This is a genomic window from Bisbaumannia salifodinae (genome assembly GCF_055388505.1).
Genome location: NZ_AP043781.1, coordinates 2,925,176 through 2,943,495, shown reverse-complemented (window position 1 = coordinate 2,943,495; position 18,320 = coordinate 2,925,176). Strand labels below are relative to the sequence as shown.

Annotated in this window: 14 protein-coding genes; 4 read left to right on the top strand and 10 right to left on the bottom strand. The window is 65.0% G+C overall.

Translation table 11 applies throughout. The annotated features are described in order from the left end of the window. The 7 genes from ACZ5EF_RS13815 to ACZ5EF_RS13785 all read right to left on the bottom strand — a co-directional run bounded on the left by ACZ5EF_RS13815 (position 1) and on the right by ACZ5EF_RS13785 (position 7,461). Complete coding sequence (locus tag ACZ5EF_RS13815; protein ID WP_346063333.1) at positions 1–1,494, bottom strand: SrfA family protein; 1,494 nt, start codon at positions 1,492–1,494, stop codon at positions 1–3. A 298-nt stretch (positions 1,495–1,792) separates the two neighbouring features. Continuing rightward, complete coding sequence (locus ACZ5EF_RS13810; protein WP_346063334.1) at positions 1,793–2,275, bottom strand: type II toxin-antitoxin system HicB family antitoxin; 483 nt, start codon at positions 2,273–2,275, stop codon at positions 1,793–1,795. Between the two features lie 35 nt (positions 2,276–2,310). Next, a complete protein-coding gene (locus ACZ5EF_RS13805; protein WP_346063335.1) occupies positions 2,311–2,580 on the bottom strand; it encodes a type II toxin-antitoxin system HicA family toxin in 270 nt (89 codons plus the stop codon). A 20-nt stretch (positions 2,581–2,600) separates the two neighbouring features. Beyond that, positions 2,601–3,098, bottom strand: a complete 498-nt coding sequence (locus ACZ5EF_RS13800) for a chemotaxis protein CheW (RefSeq protein ID WP_346063336.1) — start codon at positions 3,096–3,098, stop codon at positions 2,601–2,603. Between the two features lie 103 nt (positions 3,099–3,201). Then, entirely contained in the window at positions 3,202–5,307 is a 2,106-nt protein-coding gene (locus tag ACZ5EF_RS13795; RefSeq protein WP_346063337.1) for a methyl-accepting chemotaxis protein, read from the bottom strand. Positions 5,308–5,488: 181 nt separating this feature from the next. Next, positions 5,489–5,623 carry a CheW domain-containing protein gene (locus ACZ5EF_RS13790; protein ID WP_346063338.1) on the bottom strand — a complete coding sequence of 45 codons (135 nt, stop codon included), beginning with the start codon at positions 5,621–5,623 and terminating at the stop codon, positions 5,489–5,491. Further along, the gene (locus ACZ5EF_RS13785; RefSeq protein ID WP_346063339.1) at positions 5,608–7,461 is read right to left on the bottom strand and encodes a methyl-accepting chemotaxis protein; all 1,854 of its coding nucleotides are present in this window, start codon (positions 7,459–7,461) and stop codon (positions 5,608–5,610) included. The genes ACZ5EF_RS13790 and ACZ5EF_RS13785 overlap by 16 nt, the downstream gene beginning before the upstream one ends. A 310-nt stretch (positions 7,462–7,771) precedes the next feature. On the opposite strand from ACZ5EF_RS13785, the gene ACZ5EF_RS13780 reads away from it, so the two are divergent. Then, positions 7,772–8,782, top strand: coding sequence for an AraC family transcriptional regulator (locus tag ACZ5EF_RS13780; RefSeq protein ID WP_346063340.1), 1,011 nt, complete (start codon positions 7,772–7,774; stop codon positions 8,780–8,782). Positions 8,783–8,867: 85 nt separating this feature from the next. Here the strand turns inward: ACZ5EF_RS13780 and ACZ5EF_RS13775 are convergent, their stop codons facing one another. From ACZ5EF_RS13775 to ACZ5EF_RS13765, 3 genes are all read right to left on the bottom strand, one after another. Then, positions 8,868–11,096: a putative bifunctional diguanylate cyclase/phosphodiesterase gene (locus tag ACZ5EF_RS13775; RefSeq protein ID WP_346063341.1), complete on the bottom strand. Its 2,229-nt coding sequence runs from the start codon at positions 11,094–11,096 to the stop codon at positions 8,868–8,870. Between the two features lie 178 nt (positions 11,097–11,274). Then, on the bottom strand, positions 11,275–11,886 hold the full coding sequence (locus tag ACZ5EF_RS13770) for a hypothetical protein (RefSeq protein ID WP_346063342.1): 612 nt from the start codon (positions 11,884–11,886) through the stop codon (positions 11,275–11,277). Positions 11,887–12,066: 180 nt separating this feature from the next. Beyond that, complete coding sequence (locus tag ACZ5EF_RS13765) at positions 12,067–13,809, bottom strand: methyl-accepting chemotaxis protein (RefSeq protein ID WP_346063343.1); 1,743 nt, start codon at positions 13,807–13,809, stop codon at positions 12,067–12,069. Positions 13,810–14,260: 451 nt separating this feature from the next. On the opposite strand from ACZ5EF_RS13765, the gene ACZ5EF_RS13760 reads away from it, so the two are divergent. The 3 genes from ACZ5EF_RS13760 to ACZ5EF_RS13750 all read left to right on the top strand — a co-directional run bounded on the left by ACZ5EF_RS13760 (position 14,261) and on the right by ACZ5EF_RS13750 (position 18,165). Continuing rightward, complete coding sequence (locus ACZ5EF_RS13760; protein ID WP_346063344.1) at positions 14,261–14,632, top strand: hypothetical protein; 372 nt, start codon at positions 14,261–14,263, stop codon at positions 14,630–14,632. Positions 14,633–14,710: 78 nt separating this feature from the next. After that, a complete protein-coding gene (locus ACZ5EF_RS13755; protein WP_346063345.1) occupies positions 14,711–14,944 on the top strand; it encodes a DUF2835 domain-containing protein in 234 nt (77 codons plus the stop codon). Continuing rightward, on the top strand, positions 14,941–18,165 hold the full coding sequence (locus ACZ5EF_RS13750; protein ID WP_346063346.1) for a sensor domain-containing protein: 3,225 nt from the start codon (positions 14,941–14,943) through the stop codon (positions 18,163–18,165). Before ACZ5EF_RS13755 ends, ACZ5EF_RS13750 begins: the two co-directional genes overlap by 4 nt. Positions 18,166–18,320: the final 155 nt, after the last annotated feature.

Sequence of the window (18,320 nt, the reverse complement as noted above, 5' to 3'; positions counted from 1 at the left end):
TTAGCTGGCTTTCCGCAACTGCATGGGGAAAGGCTCGTCGTCGTAGCTGGCGGCGCAGCCGGCCGTTTCTCCGGCGGGCTGCCGGCACTCCACGCGGGGCATCTCGTAGTAACTGCCATCCTCGCAGCGAGCCCGTTCCCGGGCCTCCATCTGCAACTGGCCGCTATGCATGACGGCCGAAACTGGCCCGGCACAGGTCATGCCGGTGCTGCCGCCGCGCTGGATATACATCACTCCCTCTCCCTGATCGAAGGCGTAGTTCACCCGCAGGGGTCGGCCGGTCTGGCTGTCCATGACGCCGGCGCCGCGCCAGTTGCCATCGAGAAACTCGGCCTTGCCGTCGGGGGCGCCGGGCGGCAGGGTCAGCGGTTCCAGGGCGGTCGGCGCCATGCCCGGCGTGGTGGGCAGCGGTACTCCCCCCTCCGGCGGCATCTCGGCAGACGCGTTGCCTTCCGGCAGTGAGGGAGGGGCCGGCATATCTCCAGGGGGCGGCATCTCGGCAGGCGTGCTGACTTCCGGCAGTGAGGGAGCGGCCGGCATCTCGGTCGCAGGCTCGGCGTTCGGGGCCTGGAGGCCGGCTTCGGGAACCGGCACGTCGGGGAGGGAGGCGTCGGGCGATGGCAGGACCGGGGGGGCGATGGTAGGGGAAATACCGACGACGGTCGGGGTCGACGGGCCGCCCTCGAGGCCCGCAGGCGCCAGGCCGGGTACCGCGACCGAGCCACCGCCAGCCTGGTTGAAGGGCCAGATATCCCAACCTTGCCAAAGCGACTGGGGAAAGGTGGCACCGGGTGAGCCGGTGCCTGGGGAGGGGGCGCCGAGGCTCGGGGCACCCGCTGAGGTGCAGGTCCTGAGTCCGAGCAGCAGCAGGGCCAGTATCAGCAGTAGGGGCAGCAACCACCACCAGCGTCGCCACCAAGGCTGCATCGGCGCCGCTGGCTCGGGCTCCGAGGGAGTGGGGGGTACCGGGGGGGCGCTTGCCAATGAAGGGGTGGGCCGCGTTACCTCGGGGGGCATCGAGGGGGCAAGGCAGAGCAAGGGGTTGGCATGTCTATCGGCCACGGGGTGAATAAAGCCCCAGAAGGTGATGACGGGGGTGCCGTCGACCAGGTAGATGAAGGCCTCATCCGGGAAGTGGCATACCCACTGGACCAGTCGGGTGAATACCTCATGATCACCGCCTTGCCCCTCGGGTGGTGCCTGATTGAGGGCGATAACCTCTTGTCGAAAGGCCTCCAACTGGATGCGTGCATCCTCGCGTTCGCCTTCGGTGGCGCTTCCCCAGGGGATCACCTCGCCGGAAATGCCGCTGTACCAGTCGACGCCCTCGCCTTGCTGGTCGCGCTGCGGGATGGCCAGGTGTCGCTCCCTGCCCGGTAGCCGACGGGAAATGACCTTGCGGAGCTGAAGTGCGGAGTGGTAGACCGGCTGCCCCGTTTCTCCCAGGGCCCGGAAATGCTCGATCTTACCGCTATGCAGCAGAGTCGCTGACATGCTCGCCTCTTCTTTTGACATGGCCGCTTGTGCCGGTGGCGCAGCGCCTGGGGGTGCCAGGAGTCATAGGAAGAGCGCGAGCAGGGGACGCCGAACGCGCCATGCTCTTTTGGTGGGGTCCTTGCACTTGCTATGCCATCCCTTGCGTTCTGAGTCGGCCGATGGTGTCGGCTTCTTAACTGTCTCTAATTTGCAACAATATAAATTAGCATGCATAGTTGGCTATGTGAAGCGGTATGCCGATGTGGCGGATTTCATTCCGTGTACCGTGTCTATATCGGCCACCCGCCTGAAGTCTTCAATGTTTTTTGGGGCCTGCGTAGGTTGATCGTGTGAGTCTCGGGTGGAAAGTTCGAGGCGCTAGGGAGAATGGCCAGTCTGAGGGCCATTTATCGGTAGTGGGGGAGCTGGGAGTAGGGCCGGTATCCTTGAACTCGGCGTGGCGCTCAACCGCGTTGTCGATGCGCTTGATAAGCAGGTCGGGCAGGGTGACGTTGACCTTGTGACTCTTCCCCAGATAGGGGGGCATGTCGATCTCGACGGCGGCCCATACCCAGCCGGTATAGTCGGGATTCGCTAGGTGCTTCTCGATGGCGCTGGCCGAGGGGATGGGGTCGCCGTGCTCGGCCAGGCTCTCGAGATGCCCCTCGATGGCCTCGCGGGCGTTGATGATCGCCTCGTCGAAGGTGTCGCCGGCCGAGAAGCAGCCCGGCAGATCCGGCACTGCCACGCCATAGTCGTGTTGATCGTCACCCACTTCGATGGCAATGGGATAATGCATGTCATTTCTCCTGTGGGGAGCCGGGGAGGCTGGCCTCACTTGAGGCCGGCTTGCTTTCTGATGGCCTGTACTAAGCCCTTCTTCAGATCCTTCTTCGGATGCGGCACGGTGATGGTGCCGGGCTTGGTCGGGTGCCTGAAGTGGTGATGGCTGCCTTCGGTGGTGACCGAAGGGGGGAGACCCAGGTACAGCGCGAGCGGCTCGCCGAGCTGGGGTATGGGGTCTACCCGGACTACCTGTTCGGCCTCCCGGTGTCGGTGGCCGAGTTCGATGCCTCGCTGGAGGCTATCGGGGACAGCCCCCATTTAGCGCCGCGTAGGCCAGCCTATTGGGTAGCCGTTGCGATCATGGCTACCTCCTCGTTACTCAGTAGCCTGTCGATATCCATCAGCAGCAGCATGCGGTCGCCGAGGCTGCCCAGGCCGCTCAGGTAGTCGGTGGAGAGGATGGCTCCGAACTCCGGGGCGGGGTTGATCTGCTCCGGGGTCAGGGTCATGACGTCGGAGACGCCATCCACCACGATGCCCACCACCCGCTCGGCTACGTTGACCACGATCACCACCGTCTGGCCGTCGTACTCCACCCGGTCGAGGCGGAACTTGATGCGCAGGTCGACGATGGGCACGATCAGCCCGCGCAGATTGGTCACCCCCTTGATGAAGTCGGGGGCGTTGGCGATACGGGTGACGTTCTCGTAGCCACGGATCTCCTGCACCTTGAGGATATCGACGGCGTACTCCTCCTCACCTAGCGAGAACACCAGAAACTCTTGGCTATCGCTTTCATGGTGGGCCAGGGCGCTAGCGGTATTGAATGTGCTCATGACGTTGCAATCTCTTTAGGGAATCCTTGGGGCGACCCTTCCCGCTCGGGAAGGGCCTTGGAGGGAAGGGCTTGGAGCGATGAGGCCGGGGTGGCCCCATTGCTTAGAACGTCTCCCATTCGGCCTCAGCGGCCTGCAGGGATTGCGAAGGCGTCTTGAGGGCTGCGCCCGCTGCCTCGCCATGAGTCTTGGTCTCGGGGCGAGAGGCGGACGGTCTGGGCAGGGAGGCCACCGCCTCCGGCGAGCCAGAGCGTGACCTCCCTGCCGGTTGCCCCCTGTTTCCATCCAGCTTGAAGAAGACCATAGCCTGCTCCAGGCGCTTGGCCTGCTCTTCCAACGATGCCGCGGCGGCCGAGGCCTCCTGCACCAGGGCGGCGTTCTGTTGAGTTACCTGGTCCATCTGGGTTACCGCCTGATTGACTTGCCCGATGCCTTCGCTCTGCTCCTGGGAGGCGGCGGCGATCTCGTTGATGATGTCGTTGGCGCGCTTCACGGCGGTCACCACCTCCTGCATGGTGGTGCCAGCTTGTTCCACCTGGGTGGTACCGTCTTGCACCTGCGCCACCGAGCCCTCGATCAGGGTCTTGATCTCCTGGGCCGCTTCGGCGCTACGGCTGGCCAGGTTCCGGACCTCGCCGGCCACCACGGCGAAGCCGCGCCCCTGCTCGCCGGCGCGGGCGGCCTCGACGGAGGCATTGAGGGCCAGGATATTGGTCTGGAAGGCGATCGAATCGATCAGGCCGGTGATCTCGGCGACCTGCTGCGAACTCTGGGAGATCCCCCGCATGGTCTCGGTCACGCGCGCTACGACCTCGCCGCCCTTCTCGGCAGTGAGCGAGGCGTCCTGGGCCAGGCCGCTGGCCTGGAGGGCATTCTCGGCATTCTGCTTCACGGTGGTGGTCAGCTCCTCCATGCTCGTCGCGGTCTGCTCCAGCGAGGCCGCCTGCTCCTCGGTGCGCGAGGAGAGGTCGGTGTTGCCGATGGCGATCTGGCTGGTGCCAGTGGCGACGTTGCTCGCCGCGGTCGAGACTTCGCCGACGATATCTTGCAACTTCCCGGCCATCTGCTGGACGGCGGCCAGCAGGCTCTCGGTGTCCCCCTTCTTCACCGCGACAGCGACGCCGAGATCGCCATTCGCGATCTTGCGCACGATCTCCCGGGTATAGGCGGGTTCCCCCCCGAGCTGGCGCAACAGGCCGCGCACGATCAGCATGGCCAGCAGCACTGCCACCACCAGCACGGCGCCACTACCGAGCGCGATCAGCAGGAAGGCCGCCTGTGCCTCGCGCTTCAGCGCCTCGGTGCCGGCGATCAGGTCCTCGGCGATCCGGTCCAGGACCTCCATCATCAGGTCGATGCGTGCGGTCGCGACCTGGAACCAGTAGGGGCCTTCGGTGCCGCCCAGATCGCCGGTGAGGCCGCCATCCAGGACGAGCCGGCGGATACGCAGGACCTCGTCCGTGTCGCGCCCCCGCACGGTGTGCTCATGGGCGTCGACCAGCGCCTCCGCCGCCTGGGTGGCGAAGAGCCCCAGATAGACGCCCTGCTCGGCAACGGCGCGCGAATAGTGCTGATGCTGGTCGGGGGTGAAGCGCCCCGCGGCGATCGAGGCCGCGCCGACGGCGCGCTCCTGACCGGCGGCCCCCTTGGCGAGCGCATAGCTCACATAGGCATTGACCCTGCCCGCGATGCCGACGTCGGGGCTGTGGCCCGCAATCGCCGTGACGAGATCGAGGAGTTCAGCGATGGCCGCGGTGTAATAGGCGATGCTCTCTGTCTCCGAGATGCCCTGCCGGTCGATGGTGTGACGCATCTCATCGAGCCGACCGAGCGAGGCAAGGGCCTCGCCGAGCTCGGCCTCGAAGGCCGTGCCGAAGCGCTCGGCCTCGAAGGAGGTGAGCAGCGAGCTCAGCTCCCGCCGGGCCGTGTCCGTGAGCCTCCGCTGCTCGAGCAGCGTATCGCGCCCCTGGGTGCCCCCGCTGCCGAGAAAGACGGCGGAAGCCCCCCGCTCCCGCTCCAGCTCATGGATGACATCGCCGCTAGGGACGGACAGCTCGACCAGCTCGACCAGAGCGGCCAGCTCGCTGCGGACTTTCCAGCGGTCGATCACCTCGGCGCTGGCAAGCCACAGCAAGGCCAGCATCGGCAGGGCCAAGAGTAGCAGGATCTGGGAGCGAACCCGCATTCTGCGGAGTATGGCGACATTCATTGTCGGGTCCTTGTCTTGATGGAAGGGTCATGGCCCGTGTCACTGGTTAACGGCCAGACTGTTATCGGCCAATCGAATAAAACTTTAGTATGAGGCTTGAGAAACGTTGGGGGCAGAGGATTAAGACCAACTATCGGGCAGTTATCGGGGGCAGCCCCCATGCCGCGCAGCCTTGGCCAGCCTATTGGGTAGCCGTTGCGACCATGGCCACCTCCTCGCTGCTCAGTAGCCTGTCGATGTCCATCAGCAGCATGCGGCCGTCGAGGCTGCTCAGGCCGCTCAGGTAGTCGGCGGAATTGCTTAGAACGTCTCCCATTCGGCCTCACCGGCCTGCAGGGATTGCGAAGGCGTCTTGAGGGCTGCGCCCGCTGCCTCGCCATGAGTCTTGGTCTCGGGGCGAGAGGCGGACGGCCTGGGCAGGGAGGCCACCGCCTCCGGCGAGCCAGAGCGTGACCTCCCTGTCGCTTGCCCCCTGTTCCCATCCAGCTTGAAGAAGACCATAGCCTGCTCCAGGCGCTTGGCCTGCTCTTCCAACGATGCCGCGGCGGCCGAGGCCTCCTGCACCAGGGCGGCGTTCTGTTGAGTTACCTGGTCCATCTGGGTTACCGCCTGATTGACTTGCCCGATGCCTTCGCTCTGCTCCTGGGAGGCGGCGGCGATCTCGTTGATGATGTCGTTGGCGCGCTTCACGGCGGTCACCACCTCCTGCATGGTGGTGCCGGCTTGTTCCACCTGGGTGGTACCGTCTTGCACCTGCGCCACCGAGCCCTCGATCAGAGTCTTGATCTCCTGGGCCGCTTCGGCACTACGGCTGGCCAGGTTGCGGACCTCGCCGGCCACCACGGCGAAGCCGCGCCCCTGCTCGCCGGCCCGGGCCGCCTCCACCGAGGCATTCAGCGCCAGGATATTGGTCTGGAAGGCGATCGAATCGATCAGGCCGGTGATCTCGGCGACCTGCTGCGAGCTCTGGGAGATGCTCCGCATGGTCTCGGTAACGCGCGCTACGACCTCGCCGCCCTTCTCGGCGGTGGTTGAGGCGTCCTGGGCCAGGCCGCTGGCTTGACGGGCATTGGCGGCATTCTGCTTCACGGTGGTGGTCAGCTCCTCCATGCTCGTCGCGGTCTGCTCCAGCGAGGCCGCCTGCTCCTCGGTGCGCGAGGAGAGATCGGTGTTGCCGACGGCGATCTGGCTGGCGCCGATCGCGACGCTTTCGCTGCCGTCGCGCACCGAGCGTACGACTTGTTGCAGCGATGCCTGCATCTGGGCCAGGGCGGTCAGCAGGCTGTCGGCCTTGGCGTGGCCGGGGTCGATAGGCTGCGAAAGGTCACCGTCGGCGACGCGGCCCACCAGGTCGCGTACCCGGGAAGGCTCGGCACCGAGCTGCCCCAGAATGCCGCGATAGCCCCAGGTCAGCAGCGCGGCGACCGCCACGACCAGGACGATGGCCAGCCCCAGGGCCACCAGGCTCCAGCGCTCGCGTGTCAGGGTCGCCGCGGCTACCTCGTCGGTCGTGCGCTGGTCGAGCAGGCCATAGAAGGTATCGATGGGGGCCATGATGTTCGCCTTGTGGGCATGGTAGGCCTCGCCGTTGACCATCTCCAGGGCCTGGAGGAGTGTCTCGGAAGCTGAAGCGTCGTCGCGGGACAGCCCGCGGTGGGCGTGCTCGGCCAGGGCCATGGCGTCGCCTTCGAGCTCGGCGAGGGCCGCCGAGCGATGTTCCGCCTCGGCCAGGGCCTCCAGTTCGGCCTCGGTGAAGCCCGCCTGGCGCATCAGGTCGAGCAGGGCCACGGCCGGGCCCAGGGTGCGCGGCGAGGGCTCTCCGGCGGCCAGGTAGTCCCAGTGGACCCGCACGTACTCATCGGGGCGCGGTGCCCGTCCGGCACGAATATCCAGCACTGCCTGATAGTGGTCCCGCCAGCGTTCCTCCCCGGTGGCGACATAGGTACGGGCGAGCTGGGTGAGGGCATCGGAGCTCTGGCGTAGTTCGGTGGCCAGCAGGAAGGCGTCGTAGCGGGCGGCGGTGGCGGCATCCACGGTTTCCCCTGCGTGTCGAGTGCCGTAGACGGCTCCCAACAGGAGACTCGAGAGGCCGAACACCACGGCGAAGAGAATGAGGAAGACCGTCCTGACGGACGGGGGACGATGTCGGTTCATGGGGTCAGGATCCTTTTGGATGCCCCTGGGGGAGGGGGCGATATCGATAAACCATGTCGGTACTGGTGAAGCGTTTCCTTGGGCGAGGGCTTGCCAACGGAGGCGGTGTTATCTATCGCCATAACCATCTTTGCTTTCACTTTCCCTGCTTGCCTAATCGGCAGCGGAAAGCGAGCCTGAATCCTCCGTATAGCCTGCTTGCGTATTCTGGATAAAGGTTTCGCAAAATGGATATTAAATTTCCGAAAACTAGACGATATGAGGAGAAGATGCCTATGGATAATTAACATCCCATCTAGGAGCCAGGACATTGGAGAGTACCTCCCCCACATGCCGCCCCCTTTGCGGAACCTGCTTCGGAACTTTCCGAGGTGCCCTGGAACCTTACGGCCACTTCTCGTCACGACTTGGCGAACTATCCAACACCCCATTTCAGTGGAACCTGGGGATTCATACCCTCAACAACCTTGCAGTATTGAAAGTCAGATGCAGCGATGGGTGGTCGTTCACACACGAGAGAGGCGATGAAGGGCTCTGTCTCCTGGTGCCTCACGTTGGACATCTGGAGGTCACACTGGGCAAGCGCAAGATAAGCGTATCACCGGGTCAGGCACTGTCGTCTCCCAAGAAATTACTGCACAACGTCAAGTTGTCACACGGTGATGGCAATGGATTGATATTGATAGATTTTTTCAACAAAGCCGTCGCCAGGGAAATCATCGGTCGGCTATATGACACCTTGCTTCATGAGTTTGACCACGACCCTCGAATCGATTTGTCGCAAGGAATAGGCCTAACCCTTGACCTGATGATTCAGAGCTTGGTGGCCGGCATGCGTGCAAGCCAGTCTCTGGGTGACTCCCCAAACGCAATGACACTGCTTGGCGCATCCATGGTGCAACTGATCGCCCAGAAGCTTCAGAGTCGACCTGTCGACAGCACAGGATGTCGATTGTTCGATGCTCCGCCACGCCATCGGTATACTATGCCACGCCATGTGAAAGCAGCCGTTGACTTCATGAATTCCAACCTGCACCGGCCACTTACTGTCGGTGAGATCGCCAGTTTCGTGGGGGTCAGCGTGCGCTCTCTTCAAACTGGATTTCAATGCCATTACCACACCACACCTCTTCGCTATCTGCGACAAATTCGTCTCAATGCAGTGCACGCCGAGCTATCATCATCGGAAAACCGTCTCTCCATCGGCGAGGTGGCAATGAAGTGGGGGTTCACTCATCTCGGCCGCTTTTCCGCCGAGTACCGAGCTACTTATGGACACCTTCCTTCAGAAACCGTCCGGAAGCGGGAGGAAGGCGGCTGAGTTATCGTCAAATCTGGTGGATGGCAGTCAGGCGACAGTCCTGTCTGACTGATCGGTTGCCTGCTTCCTATCCTGGAACCGGACATCAGTCGATCCGGAGGGAGGGGAAGTGTCGCCGCCCCATCAGCGGGTAGAGTTCCGTTGCCGGGATGGGGCGGGCGATCACATAGCCTTGAGCGGTGTCGCAGCCCATCTCGGCGAGGGCCTGTAGCGTCTCCCGGTCTTCGATGCCTTCCGCCGTGACCTTGAGTCCCAGGGTGTGGGCCAGCTCGATGGTCGAGGCAATAATGGCTTGATCGCGACTATTTTCCAGCATATTGCGGATAAAACTGCGGTCGAGTTTGACCTCCTCGATGGCGAACTTGCTCAGGTAGGAGAGTGAGGCATAACCGGTGCCGAAATCATCGACGGCACAATGGATACCGGCTTCCCGTAGCATGGCGATGACCCTCTGGGTGTGATCATGGTCCTGGATTACGCCGGTCTCGGTAATTTCCAGTCGCAGGCCCCGGAGACTCCCGGAGGCTCCCCTGTCGCGGATAAAGTCCACCAGCCTAGCGTCGTCGGACAGATCCCCGGCGGCGATATTGACGCTGATGCCGAAGTCGGGATCCCGAGTGCGGCAGCGGGCCAGTTCTTCGATGGCCTCCTCGATCACCCAGCGGGTGACGCGGGTGACCAGGCCGGTCCTTTCCAGCAGCGGGATAAAGTGTCCCGGGGGTATCGGCCCCAATCGAGGGTGATGCCAGCGGATCAGTGCCTCGGCCTCCCTGATTCGCCCACTGGTCAGGTCCAGCTTGGGCTGGTACAGCAGCCGCATATCGCGGGTACCATGCTGACGAAAGTCGTGTAGCAGGATGAGGTCCCTGGGGTCGGGTTGCAGCTGGGGGGTGTAGATGCACCAGGGCTTGCCGTCGGCGTATGCCGAGGCATACGCCGTTATGGCACGACGCACCAACTCCTCGGCGTGGGACGAAGACGCATCGTCGTTGTCGTCGGCACGGCCGACACTGAGCCCCATGACGATGCCGGGGTCGACATGGATATCCTCGATCTCGAAGGACCCGGTCAGGAGAGCGGAGGCCTCCTCGGGAGTCATATCGGGCCGGGCGACGAGGGCGTAGGCGCCGGTGCCGATATGGCTTACCAGGGGGGCGTCGAGGCTCTTGAGATGGCGGGCAAAGTCCCTCAGCAGCTTTTCGTGGCCGGTTCGACCGAAGGTGCTGGTCACGGATTCCAGGCTCAACAAGCGCAGGAAGATAAGCGTGGGCGCCCAGTCGGGCTTCTCGTGAAGCCGGCGTTCCAGCCCGTCGATAAAGGCTTGGCGACTGAGCAGGCCGGTAAGCGTGTCATGCTCCACCTGGTAGCGCAGCTGCTTTTCGAGCCGTTGGCGGGACTTCAGCTCTACCGCTAGCTGGAAGGTTCGCCTGGCCACCTGGCGTTTCAGGTACCAGGCACCGGCCAGGCTGAGCAGTATCAGCAACAGCAGGGGGAGGACGATCCAGGCGATGGTATTCAGGTGGTCGGCCATCGTCGGCTGTCGCCACTCCAGCTCGGGCAGCCACTCCTGATAGATGGCGAAGTAGGTGCCATCCGCCTGCATGGTGGCGAGCTGGTAGTTCAGCCAATCCAGGAGTTCGGTATTTCCCTTGCGGACGGCGAAGACATAGGGCCGGGGCCAGAAGGGGGAGCTGGTCAATTGCACGTCCAGCTCGGAGGCATGGCGCCTGCCGTTGAGGGCGGCCTCCACGCAGGCCTCGGCCTCCCTGCTGTGCACGGCCAGCACGCAGGCATGCTCGCTTTCCATGGGGCGCAGTGTGATGTCGGGATACTCCTCCGCCAGGCGCACCTGGGCATAGCTGCCTGCCGTGACGGCGACGGTATGGCCGCTTAGGGTGGCCAGGTTGCTGAAGTGGCCTCCCTCGGCGTGGGCGAAGATGCCGTGGAACTGATAGTAGAAGGGATCCGTGAAGTCGTAGCGACGGCGGCGGGGTTCCGAGGCGAAGAGAGCGATGGCGTCGGCCTCGCCGGAATCGACGGCATGCAAGGCTTGCTCCCATGGCATCAGTCGGTGTTCCACCGTCACGCTACCCTGCTGCGCCATGCGTTCCTGCAGATCGATGATAAAGCCCCTGGCCTGCCCTTGGGGGTCAAGCCATTGAAACGGGGCGTAGGTCGAGGAACCGGAGAAGATGATCCTGTCGTCCCGGTCGGGGTGCAGGTGTCCTGCGGCGCCGTCGGGGTAGGCCCCGACGAGTAGCAGGCCGGCCGTCAGTACCAGGAGGCGGAACAAACCGTCGAGGTTATGATGCATCCGTGCTCCTTGAGGTCCTGTGGGCTTCGGCGAGGCCTATCAAAGTTTAGCCGTTGATGCCCAGCGAGCGAACCAACGTTGGATAAGGCTTGGGTTCCGTACGATTAAAGGGCGCCAGGTGGCACCCATCGTTCGGCGGAGCCGAGCTCCGACAATGATCAGTTCAGGTTAAGGGAAATCAGGCACTGGCCGGCGAGGTATCGGTGAGCCGTGCCTTGAACGCCTCGGGGCTGATTTCCTCGCGGTCGGTGGTAAGAATGCGTCCACCCAGGGCATGCACCGCCATCACTAGGTCGACGAAGGTGGTGGGGTTTCGGACCACGCTCTGCTTGTTGATAAATTTGATCAGTACCGAGATGCCGTCCACCGGCGGGTGGTCGCCATCCTGATGCAGCGGCGGCAGTCGCCCGGGGGAGCTGGAGTGGGCGATGGTCAGCTGATAGCTGGCGCTCTGGGAGGTGACGTAGTAGACCCCTGGGCCGGTGTCATAGAAGGCGTTGTGGGCGTTCAGCAGCTCGACGAGCCCGTGATTGGCCTGTGCCGAGGGAGTATCGAAGACCACGAACCAGCACTGTTTCAGGGCCTGGGCCTGTTCCCGGGAGGGGCGTCGTGAGTGGCGCTGCGGGGCGGCGGGTTGCTTGCCGCTGGCAACCATTGGGGCCGGTGTGGCGGGAGCATTCTCACTGCTTTCTGGCGGTGCCTTCTGGCGTAGATGGCTGCGGTAGTAGGCCAGGGCGACCCAGATCGCCGCCACCAGGGCGGTCCCACTGAAGAGTAATGTCCACCACATCTTGAGCTCCATTGCGTACCTGCTTCCTTTCTCGTTGTTGTGTTAACCGACATCTCCGGTCGGTTTATTGCGTGCGGCTAGCCAGAGATATGATCTTCCTCCCGAAGCCTGATCGATATCAAGGGGGGCGGTAGAATACCGGAGGCCGAGATGCTATCGATGTCCCGGCCTCCGGCTGGTTTACAGGGTGGCGGGCTCGGCGCTTGGCAGCGCTCGGTTCGAGTACTTTTGATTCGGAGCGTGGGCGTCTTCATCCCCCAGGCGGAAGCGCCCCACGGCCACCACCAGTTGGCGGGCCTGACTATCGAGGCTCTCGGCGGCGGCCGCTGCCTCCTCCACCAGGGAGGCATTCTGCTGGGTGACCTCGTCGAGCTGGGTCACGGCGGTATTGACCTGATCGAGCCCCGAGGTTTGTTCGGAGGTGGCCGCGCTGATCTCTTCGATCACCGTGCCGACCTGGCGTACCTGGTCGAGAATGCCCTGCATGGTCTCGCCGGCACGGCCCACCAGCTCGCTGCCGCTATCCACCTTGCCGACGCTGTCCTGGATCAGTTGCCGGATCTCCTGGGCCGACTCGGCGCTGCGACTGGCCAGCTTGCGTACCTCGCCGGCCACCACGGCGAAGCCGCGGCCCTGCTCGCCGGCGCGGGCCGCCTCCACCGAGGCATTGAGGGCCAGCAGGTTGGTCTGGAAGGCGATCTCATCGATCACGCCGATGATATCGGCAATGCGCCGGGAGGAGGCCTGAATCTCCTCCATGGTGCCGACCACCTGATTGACCACCTCTCCTCCCTGAGTGGCCGCCTGACGGGTATCTTCGCCCAGGTTTACCGCCTGGGTAGCGCTTGCTTCGGTGCTACGCACCGCGCTGGCGATTTGCTCCATGGATGCCGCGGTTTGCTGCAGGTTGGCCGCCTGCTCCTCGGTCCGTTGGGAGAGGTCACTGTTGCCGGCGGCGATCTGTTCGGCGCCGATGGCAACACCCTCGCTACCATCGCGCACCTGTTTTACCACCTGGCGTAGCGCTTCCTGCATTCGGGCCAGGGTTGCCAGCAGGCTCGTGGTCTTGGCGTTGCCGACCTGAATAGCCTGGGACAGGTCACCCTGGGCGACACCTTCCACCAGTTCGCGCACCCGGGCAGGCTCGGCACCCAGTTGGCCGAGGATGCCGCGGTAGCCCCACCAGAGCAGTAGGGCGACCGCCGCCACCAAGAGAATGGCCAGGCCCAGGACGATGGCGTTCCAGCGGTCCCGGGTGGCGGTGGCTATTGCTACCTGCTGGGCGGTGCGTGCATCCAGGAGGCCATAGAAATCGTCAATGGGAGCCATGACTCCTGCCTTGAGGCGATGGTACTCATCGCCGAAGAGCAGCTCCAGTGACGCCTGGAGGTCAGCCATGGCGCCCTGGTCGCCCCGGTCCAGGCGGCGATGGGCCGCCTCGGCCTGGGCCATGGCCTGGGCCTCGCGTTCGGCCAGGGCGGTGGAGCGGCGCTCGGCCTCGCCGAGGGCGGCGAGCTCGGCGTCGCTGAAGCCGGCCGCCTCCATGCGCTCGAGCAGGGCCGCCGCGGGGCCCAGGTCGCGGGGCGAGGGCTCGCCCGCCGCGAGGTAGTCCCAGTGAACCCGCACATACTCCTCGGGCCGAGGCGCCAGACCGGCGCGGATATCCACCACGGCCTGATACTGCTCGCGCCAGGTGATGTCACCGGTTACTAAATAGCTGCGCGCCAGGCGCGTCAGGGCCTCGGAACTCTGGCGCAGCTCGGTGGCTAGCAGAAAGGAATCGTAGCGGGACTGATTGGCCTCATCCAGGGCGACCCCTGCTTGTCGGGAAGCGTGGGAGGCCCCCAGCAGGAGGAGGGCCAGCCCGAAGACCGCGGCGAAGAGAATCAGAAAAACAGATTTGACCGTAAGAGAGCGTTTCATACTTGATTTTTGACCTTACATAGAGCGTCCCCCGGTCTGAGCTGCCGGGGTATGGAAGCGTGCGTAGGTGATGGCCATGCCACATACGTTGGTACCGGGCTTGGCTAACTCGGTTATCGACCGGAGAGAGGCAATATTTACTTAGTTATGTGTTGTTTTGTATACATTCTGTATGCGTTCTTCGCCGCTGCCGAGTGATCGATCCAAGGGGCGATCGAGGCCAAACACGCTGCTCATCCCCGGGGGGGGGGGGGCGAGGGCCGATCGAGTGGGCCGGCAGGGGGCACGCATCGAATCGAGGAGCGAATCGTGTGGTCCCGATAATCCCTCGACCGGCCATATCAAGGTTGTCTGATTAAAGTGGCCTGTCGATCAGCCGATATCCCTGATGTAAGGACGCGTCAGTCCCCGACGGGCGTCGGTGAACGCCATCGCTATTGAAGGAGCGCCGGTGAACATAACTACACGATTCGCTATTTCCCACGACGCTCAGGGCGCTAGCCATGGCCTGTGGCGGCTGCACTATGTCAATCGACCCGAGGTCACCCTGTCCTATCATCGCGGCCGCGAGGCGGCCCAACTGGCGCAACTGCGCCTGGAGGCCTTGCCCGAGTCGCTGATCGAGCTGATCTGCAACAAGGCCGCCAAGCTCGGCCTGGAGCAGCGCTTGAGGCTGGCCCATGAGGTGGGGCATGTGCTGGAGACCTGGCCGGCCGATGACCTGGAGCACGAGCTGCGGCTGCTGGCCTTCAACCACTGTGCGTCCATGGTGGATGCCGCCGAGGCTGCCCTGGCCCTGCTCGATCAGCGGCGTCATGCCTGAGCGGGTGTCCTCAAGCTTGGCCGCCGCGGGCCGATAAGCCGGTAATATCCCCGGGAAGGGCCATATTTCGCGATCACCATGCCCAGCATCGATATCCGGCTCGATCTGTCCCCCGAGGCCTGCCTGGCCTATTACGAGGGGCGCGCCGAGAGGGTGGTCACCCTTAGCCTCGACGGACGCAGCGTGGCCTTCCCCGCGGTGGCACTGCGGCGCATTGTCGGGCGCGATGGGGTGCATGGCCGCTTCCGGCTCCATTTCAGCGCCACGGGGAAGTTCGAGGATATCCAGCCGATCGGCCAAGGAGGCCCATGAGCGACGCCAGTCATGAGACCCATGATACCTCCGTCCAGGCCCGCACCATCGATGCCTTGACGGCCTTTCGCCGCCTGGCCGATAGCCTGGAGGCCCATGGCGACTTTTTCGATCGCCTGAGCCGTTGCCTGGCCGAGATCCTCGCCGTCGATCACCTGCTGGTGGCGCGCACCGAGGCGGGGTGGGCCTACCCACTGAGCTTCTGGTCCTGGGGGCAACATCTCGATGCCGCGCCCTATCCCCTGGCCGGTACCCCCTGCGAAGGGGTGGTGGGGCCGGCCCTATGTCACTTCTCAAACGGCGTGGTCGAGCGTTTTCCCGAGGATGTCATGCTGGCCGAGCTAGGGGTGCAGAGTTATATCGGCGTGCCCATGTTTTCCCCGGGTGGGCGCGCCCTGGGGTTGGTGGCGGCCCTGCACTCCCGGGTCATGCGGGCCTCGCCGCTGGTCGAGGAGCTGTTGCGTCTGGCGGCGGCACGGGCCGGCGCCGAGCTGGCGAGGCAGATGGCGGAGCGGGCGCGGCGCATCACGACCCGGCGCCTGGAGACCCTGATGCGTCATCTGCCGGGTATGGTCTACCGCTGCCATGACGACCCCCGCTGGACCATGGAATTCGTCAGCCAGGGCGCCGAGGCCATCACCGGCTATCCCCCCGAGGCCCTGCTGGGCGAGCATGCCCGGCGCTTCGCCGGTCTGATCCACCCCGATGACCGGCCGTGGCTTCTGCAGGCTACCCATCGGGCCCAGGCCAAGGCCCGCCCCTTCGCGGTGAATTATCGACTGATTACCGCCTCGGGGGAGGAGCGCTGGGTTCGCGAGCAGGGGCAACAGGTGGTGGACGAGGTCAGCGGCGAGCCGATGCTGGAGGGGGTGATCAGCGATATCACCGAGCACAAGCATCGCGAGCAGCGCCTGGAGGCGAGCAACCGGGCCCTGCGCCTGTTGAGTCGCTGCAATGCCGCCCTGGTGCATGCCACCCACGAGACACAGCTGCTCGGGGCGGTGTGTCGCCTGGCGGTGGAGGTGGGCGGCTATCGCTTCGCCTGGGTCGGCGAGGCGCGCAACGACGACGCTCGTTCCATTCGTCCCCTGGCCCATGCCGGCCTCGGCGCCGGCTACCTGGCCCAGCTCTCCTTGAGCTGGTCGGCGCAGGACCCCAGTGGGCATGGCCCGGCGGGGCGCGCCCTGCGCAGCGGCGAGGCCCAGGTGGTGCTGGATATTGACGCGGATCCCGGTTTCGTCTGGCGCCGGGCGGCCCGGGAGCACGGCTACCACGGCGCCGTTGCCCTGCCGCTGAAGCGTGAGGGCCAGGCCTTCGGCCTGCTGCTGCTCTACCAGGGACGCCCCCAGGTGATCAACGACGACGAGCTGCGCCTGCTCGGCGAGCTCGCCGATAACCTCGCCTTCGGCATCACGACCTTGCGCAACCGCCGTGAGCAGCAGCGCATTCAGCAGGCGGTGATGACCATCGCCGGGGCGGTCTCGGCGCGTAGCGGCGCCGAATGGCTCGATCAACTGGCGCGCCAGATGGCCCGGGCCATGGGCGGCCAGTTGGGCTTTATCGCCCGGGTCGATTGCGATACCCCGGGCCAGGCCATGACCCTGGCGGCGGTGGTGGAGGGCGAGACCCTGGAGAATTTCTCCTACTGGCTGGCCGGCACCCCCTGCGAGCATGTCCTCACCTGGGGAGAGTGTGTGGTGCATGACCATGCCGCCGAGCGCCTGCCGCCGGCCTCCCGGGAGGCCCTCGGCTGGGTGCGCGGTTATGCCGGGCGGCGCCTGGAGAGCCGCGACGGCGAGGTGATCGGCCTGCTGGGGGTGATGTTCGCCGAGCCCCTGGAGGAGACCGCCTTTATCACCAGCCTGCTGCAGATCTTCGCCTCCCGGGTCGCGGCGGAGCTGACCCGCCAGGCCGATGAGGCCAATATCCGCCGCCTGGCCTATGAAGATCCCGCCACCGGCCTGCCCAATCGCACCGCCTTTACCCAGCGCCTGGAGAAAGCCCTGGGCACGCCTCGCCACCACTCCCTGGCACTGTTGTTCCTTGACCTTGACCGTTTCAAGGAGATCAACGATACCCAGGGCCATGACGTGGGCGACCGGGTACTGGTGGTGGTGGCGGAGCGCTTCTCGGCGGTGCTGGAGCAGGGTGAGTACCTGGCGCGACTGGGGGGCGACGAATTCGTGGTGATGGTCGATCCCGCCGAGCGTCCCGGTGCCTGTGCCACCGCCCGGCGCCTGCATCGGGCCCTGGAGGCGCCCATCGTCATCGAGCGTCAGGCCTTCGAGGTGGAGGTGAGTATCGGTATTGCCCTCTACCCGGAGCATGCCGACGGCGCCCGGGAGCTGCTCAAGCACACCGATATCGCCATGTACCACGCCAAGCAGCGTGGCGAGCGCTACTGCGTCTTCGAGTCGCACCTGGGAGCGCGGGTCGGGGAGCGGTTACGCATGGCGGCGCGCCTCGCCCGGGCCCTGGAGGCGGATGGGCTCAGCCTCTATTTCCAGCCCCAGGTGGACCTGGCCAGTGGGCGACTGGTCGGCGCCGAGGCGCTGTGCCGCTGGTTCGACGAGGAGCTGGGCGCGGTGAGCCCCGCCGAGTTCATCCCCCTGGCCGAGGAGCGCGGCCTGATCAACCGCCTGGGGGCCTGGGTGATCGATGCCGGCTGCCGCCAGCTGGCCGAGTGGCGGACCCGGGGGCTGGGCTTCTCCGGTCGCCTGGCGCTGAATGTCTCCTCGGCGCAGTTCGATGATGACCAGTTGCCGACACTGCTGCTGGAGGCCCTGGCGAGGCATGGCGTGCCGGCCGAGCGGCTGGCGCTAGAGTTGACGGAAAGCGGCTTTATGAACGATCCGGATCATGCCGTGGCCATGACCCGGCGGCTCAAGGAGGCGGGGCTGGCGCTGCATATCGACGACTTCGGTACCGGCTACTCCTCCCTGGCCTATCTCAAGCGCTTCGCCGCCGACAAGATCAAGATCGATATCTCCTTCGTGCGCGAGATGCTCAGCGACCCCAACGATAGCGCCATCGTTACCACCATCATCGCCATGGCCGACAGTCTGGGGCTCTCGGCGCTGGCCGAGGGAGTCGAGACCCAGGCCCAGGCCGAGGCGCTGCTGGCCCTGGGTTGCCCCGAGGGGCAGGGCTATCTCTATGCACCGCCGCTGCCGGCGGCGGCCTTCGTCCGCGACTGGCTGGCGCCCGGCGCCGACGCCTGACTGCCGCAGTTGCCACTGGGGTGGTGGGAGCTCGGGTTCCCCGAGCGATTGGCGCCGATAGGCGCCCTGGGTGGCAGCCAAGGCCTTCCAGATCGCCCTGTGGGCGATATCGCGCGGAATCCGCGCTCCCACGGTGCGGGTTGCCACTGGGGTGG

Coding starts and splice junctions, on each gene's coding strand:
- ACZ5EF_RS13775 (WP_346063341.1), bottom strand. CDS start 11,096: ATGCATCATAACCTCGACGGTTTGTTCCGCCTCCTGGTACTGACGGCC.
- ACZ5EF_RS13795 (WP_346063337.1), bottom strand. CDS start 5,307: ATGAATGTCGCCATACTCCGCAGAATGCGGGTTCGCTCCCAGATCCTG.
- ACZ5EF_RS13755 (WP_346063345.1), top strand. CDS start 14,711: ATGCCCAGCATCGATATCCGGCTCGATCTGTCCCCCGAGGCCTGCCTG.
- ACZ5EF_RS13785 (WP_346063339.1), bottom strand. CDS start 7,461: ATGAACCGACATCGTCCCCCGTCCGTCAGGACGGTCTTCCTCATTCTC.
- ACZ5EF_RS13810 (WP_346063334.1), bottom strand. CDS start 2,275: ATGCATTATCCCATTGCCATCGAAGTGGGTGACGATCAACACGACTAT.
- ACZ5EF_RS13805 (WP_346063335.1), bottom strand. CDS start 2,580: ATGGGGGCTGTCCCCGATAGCCTCCAGCGAGGCATCGAACTCGGCCAC.
- ACZ5EF_RS13765 (WP_346063343.1), bottom strand. CDS start 13,809: ATGAAACGCTCTCTTACGGTCAAATCTGTTTTTCTGATTCTCTTCGCC.
- ACZ5EF_RS13790 (WP_346063338.1), bottom strand. CDS start 5,623: ATGGGAGACGTTCTAAGCAATTCCGCCGACTACCTGAGCGGCCTGAGC.
- ACZ5EF_RS13800 (WP_346063336.1), bottom strand. CDS start 3,098: ATGAGCACATTCAATACCGCTAGCGCCCTGGCCCACCATGAAAGCGAT.
- ACZ5EF_RS13770 (WP_346063342.1), bottom strand. CDS start 11,886: ATGTGGTGGACATTACTCTTCAGTGGGACCGCCCTGGTGGCGGCGATC.
- ACZ5EF_RS13815 (WP_346063333.1), bottom strand. CDS start 1,494: ATGTCAGCGACTCTGCTGCATAGCGGTAAGATCGAGCATTTCCGGGCC.
- ACZ5EF_RS13750 (WP_346063346.1), top strand. CDS start 14,941: ATGAGCGACGCCAGTCATGAGACCCATGATACCTCCGTCCAGGCCCGC.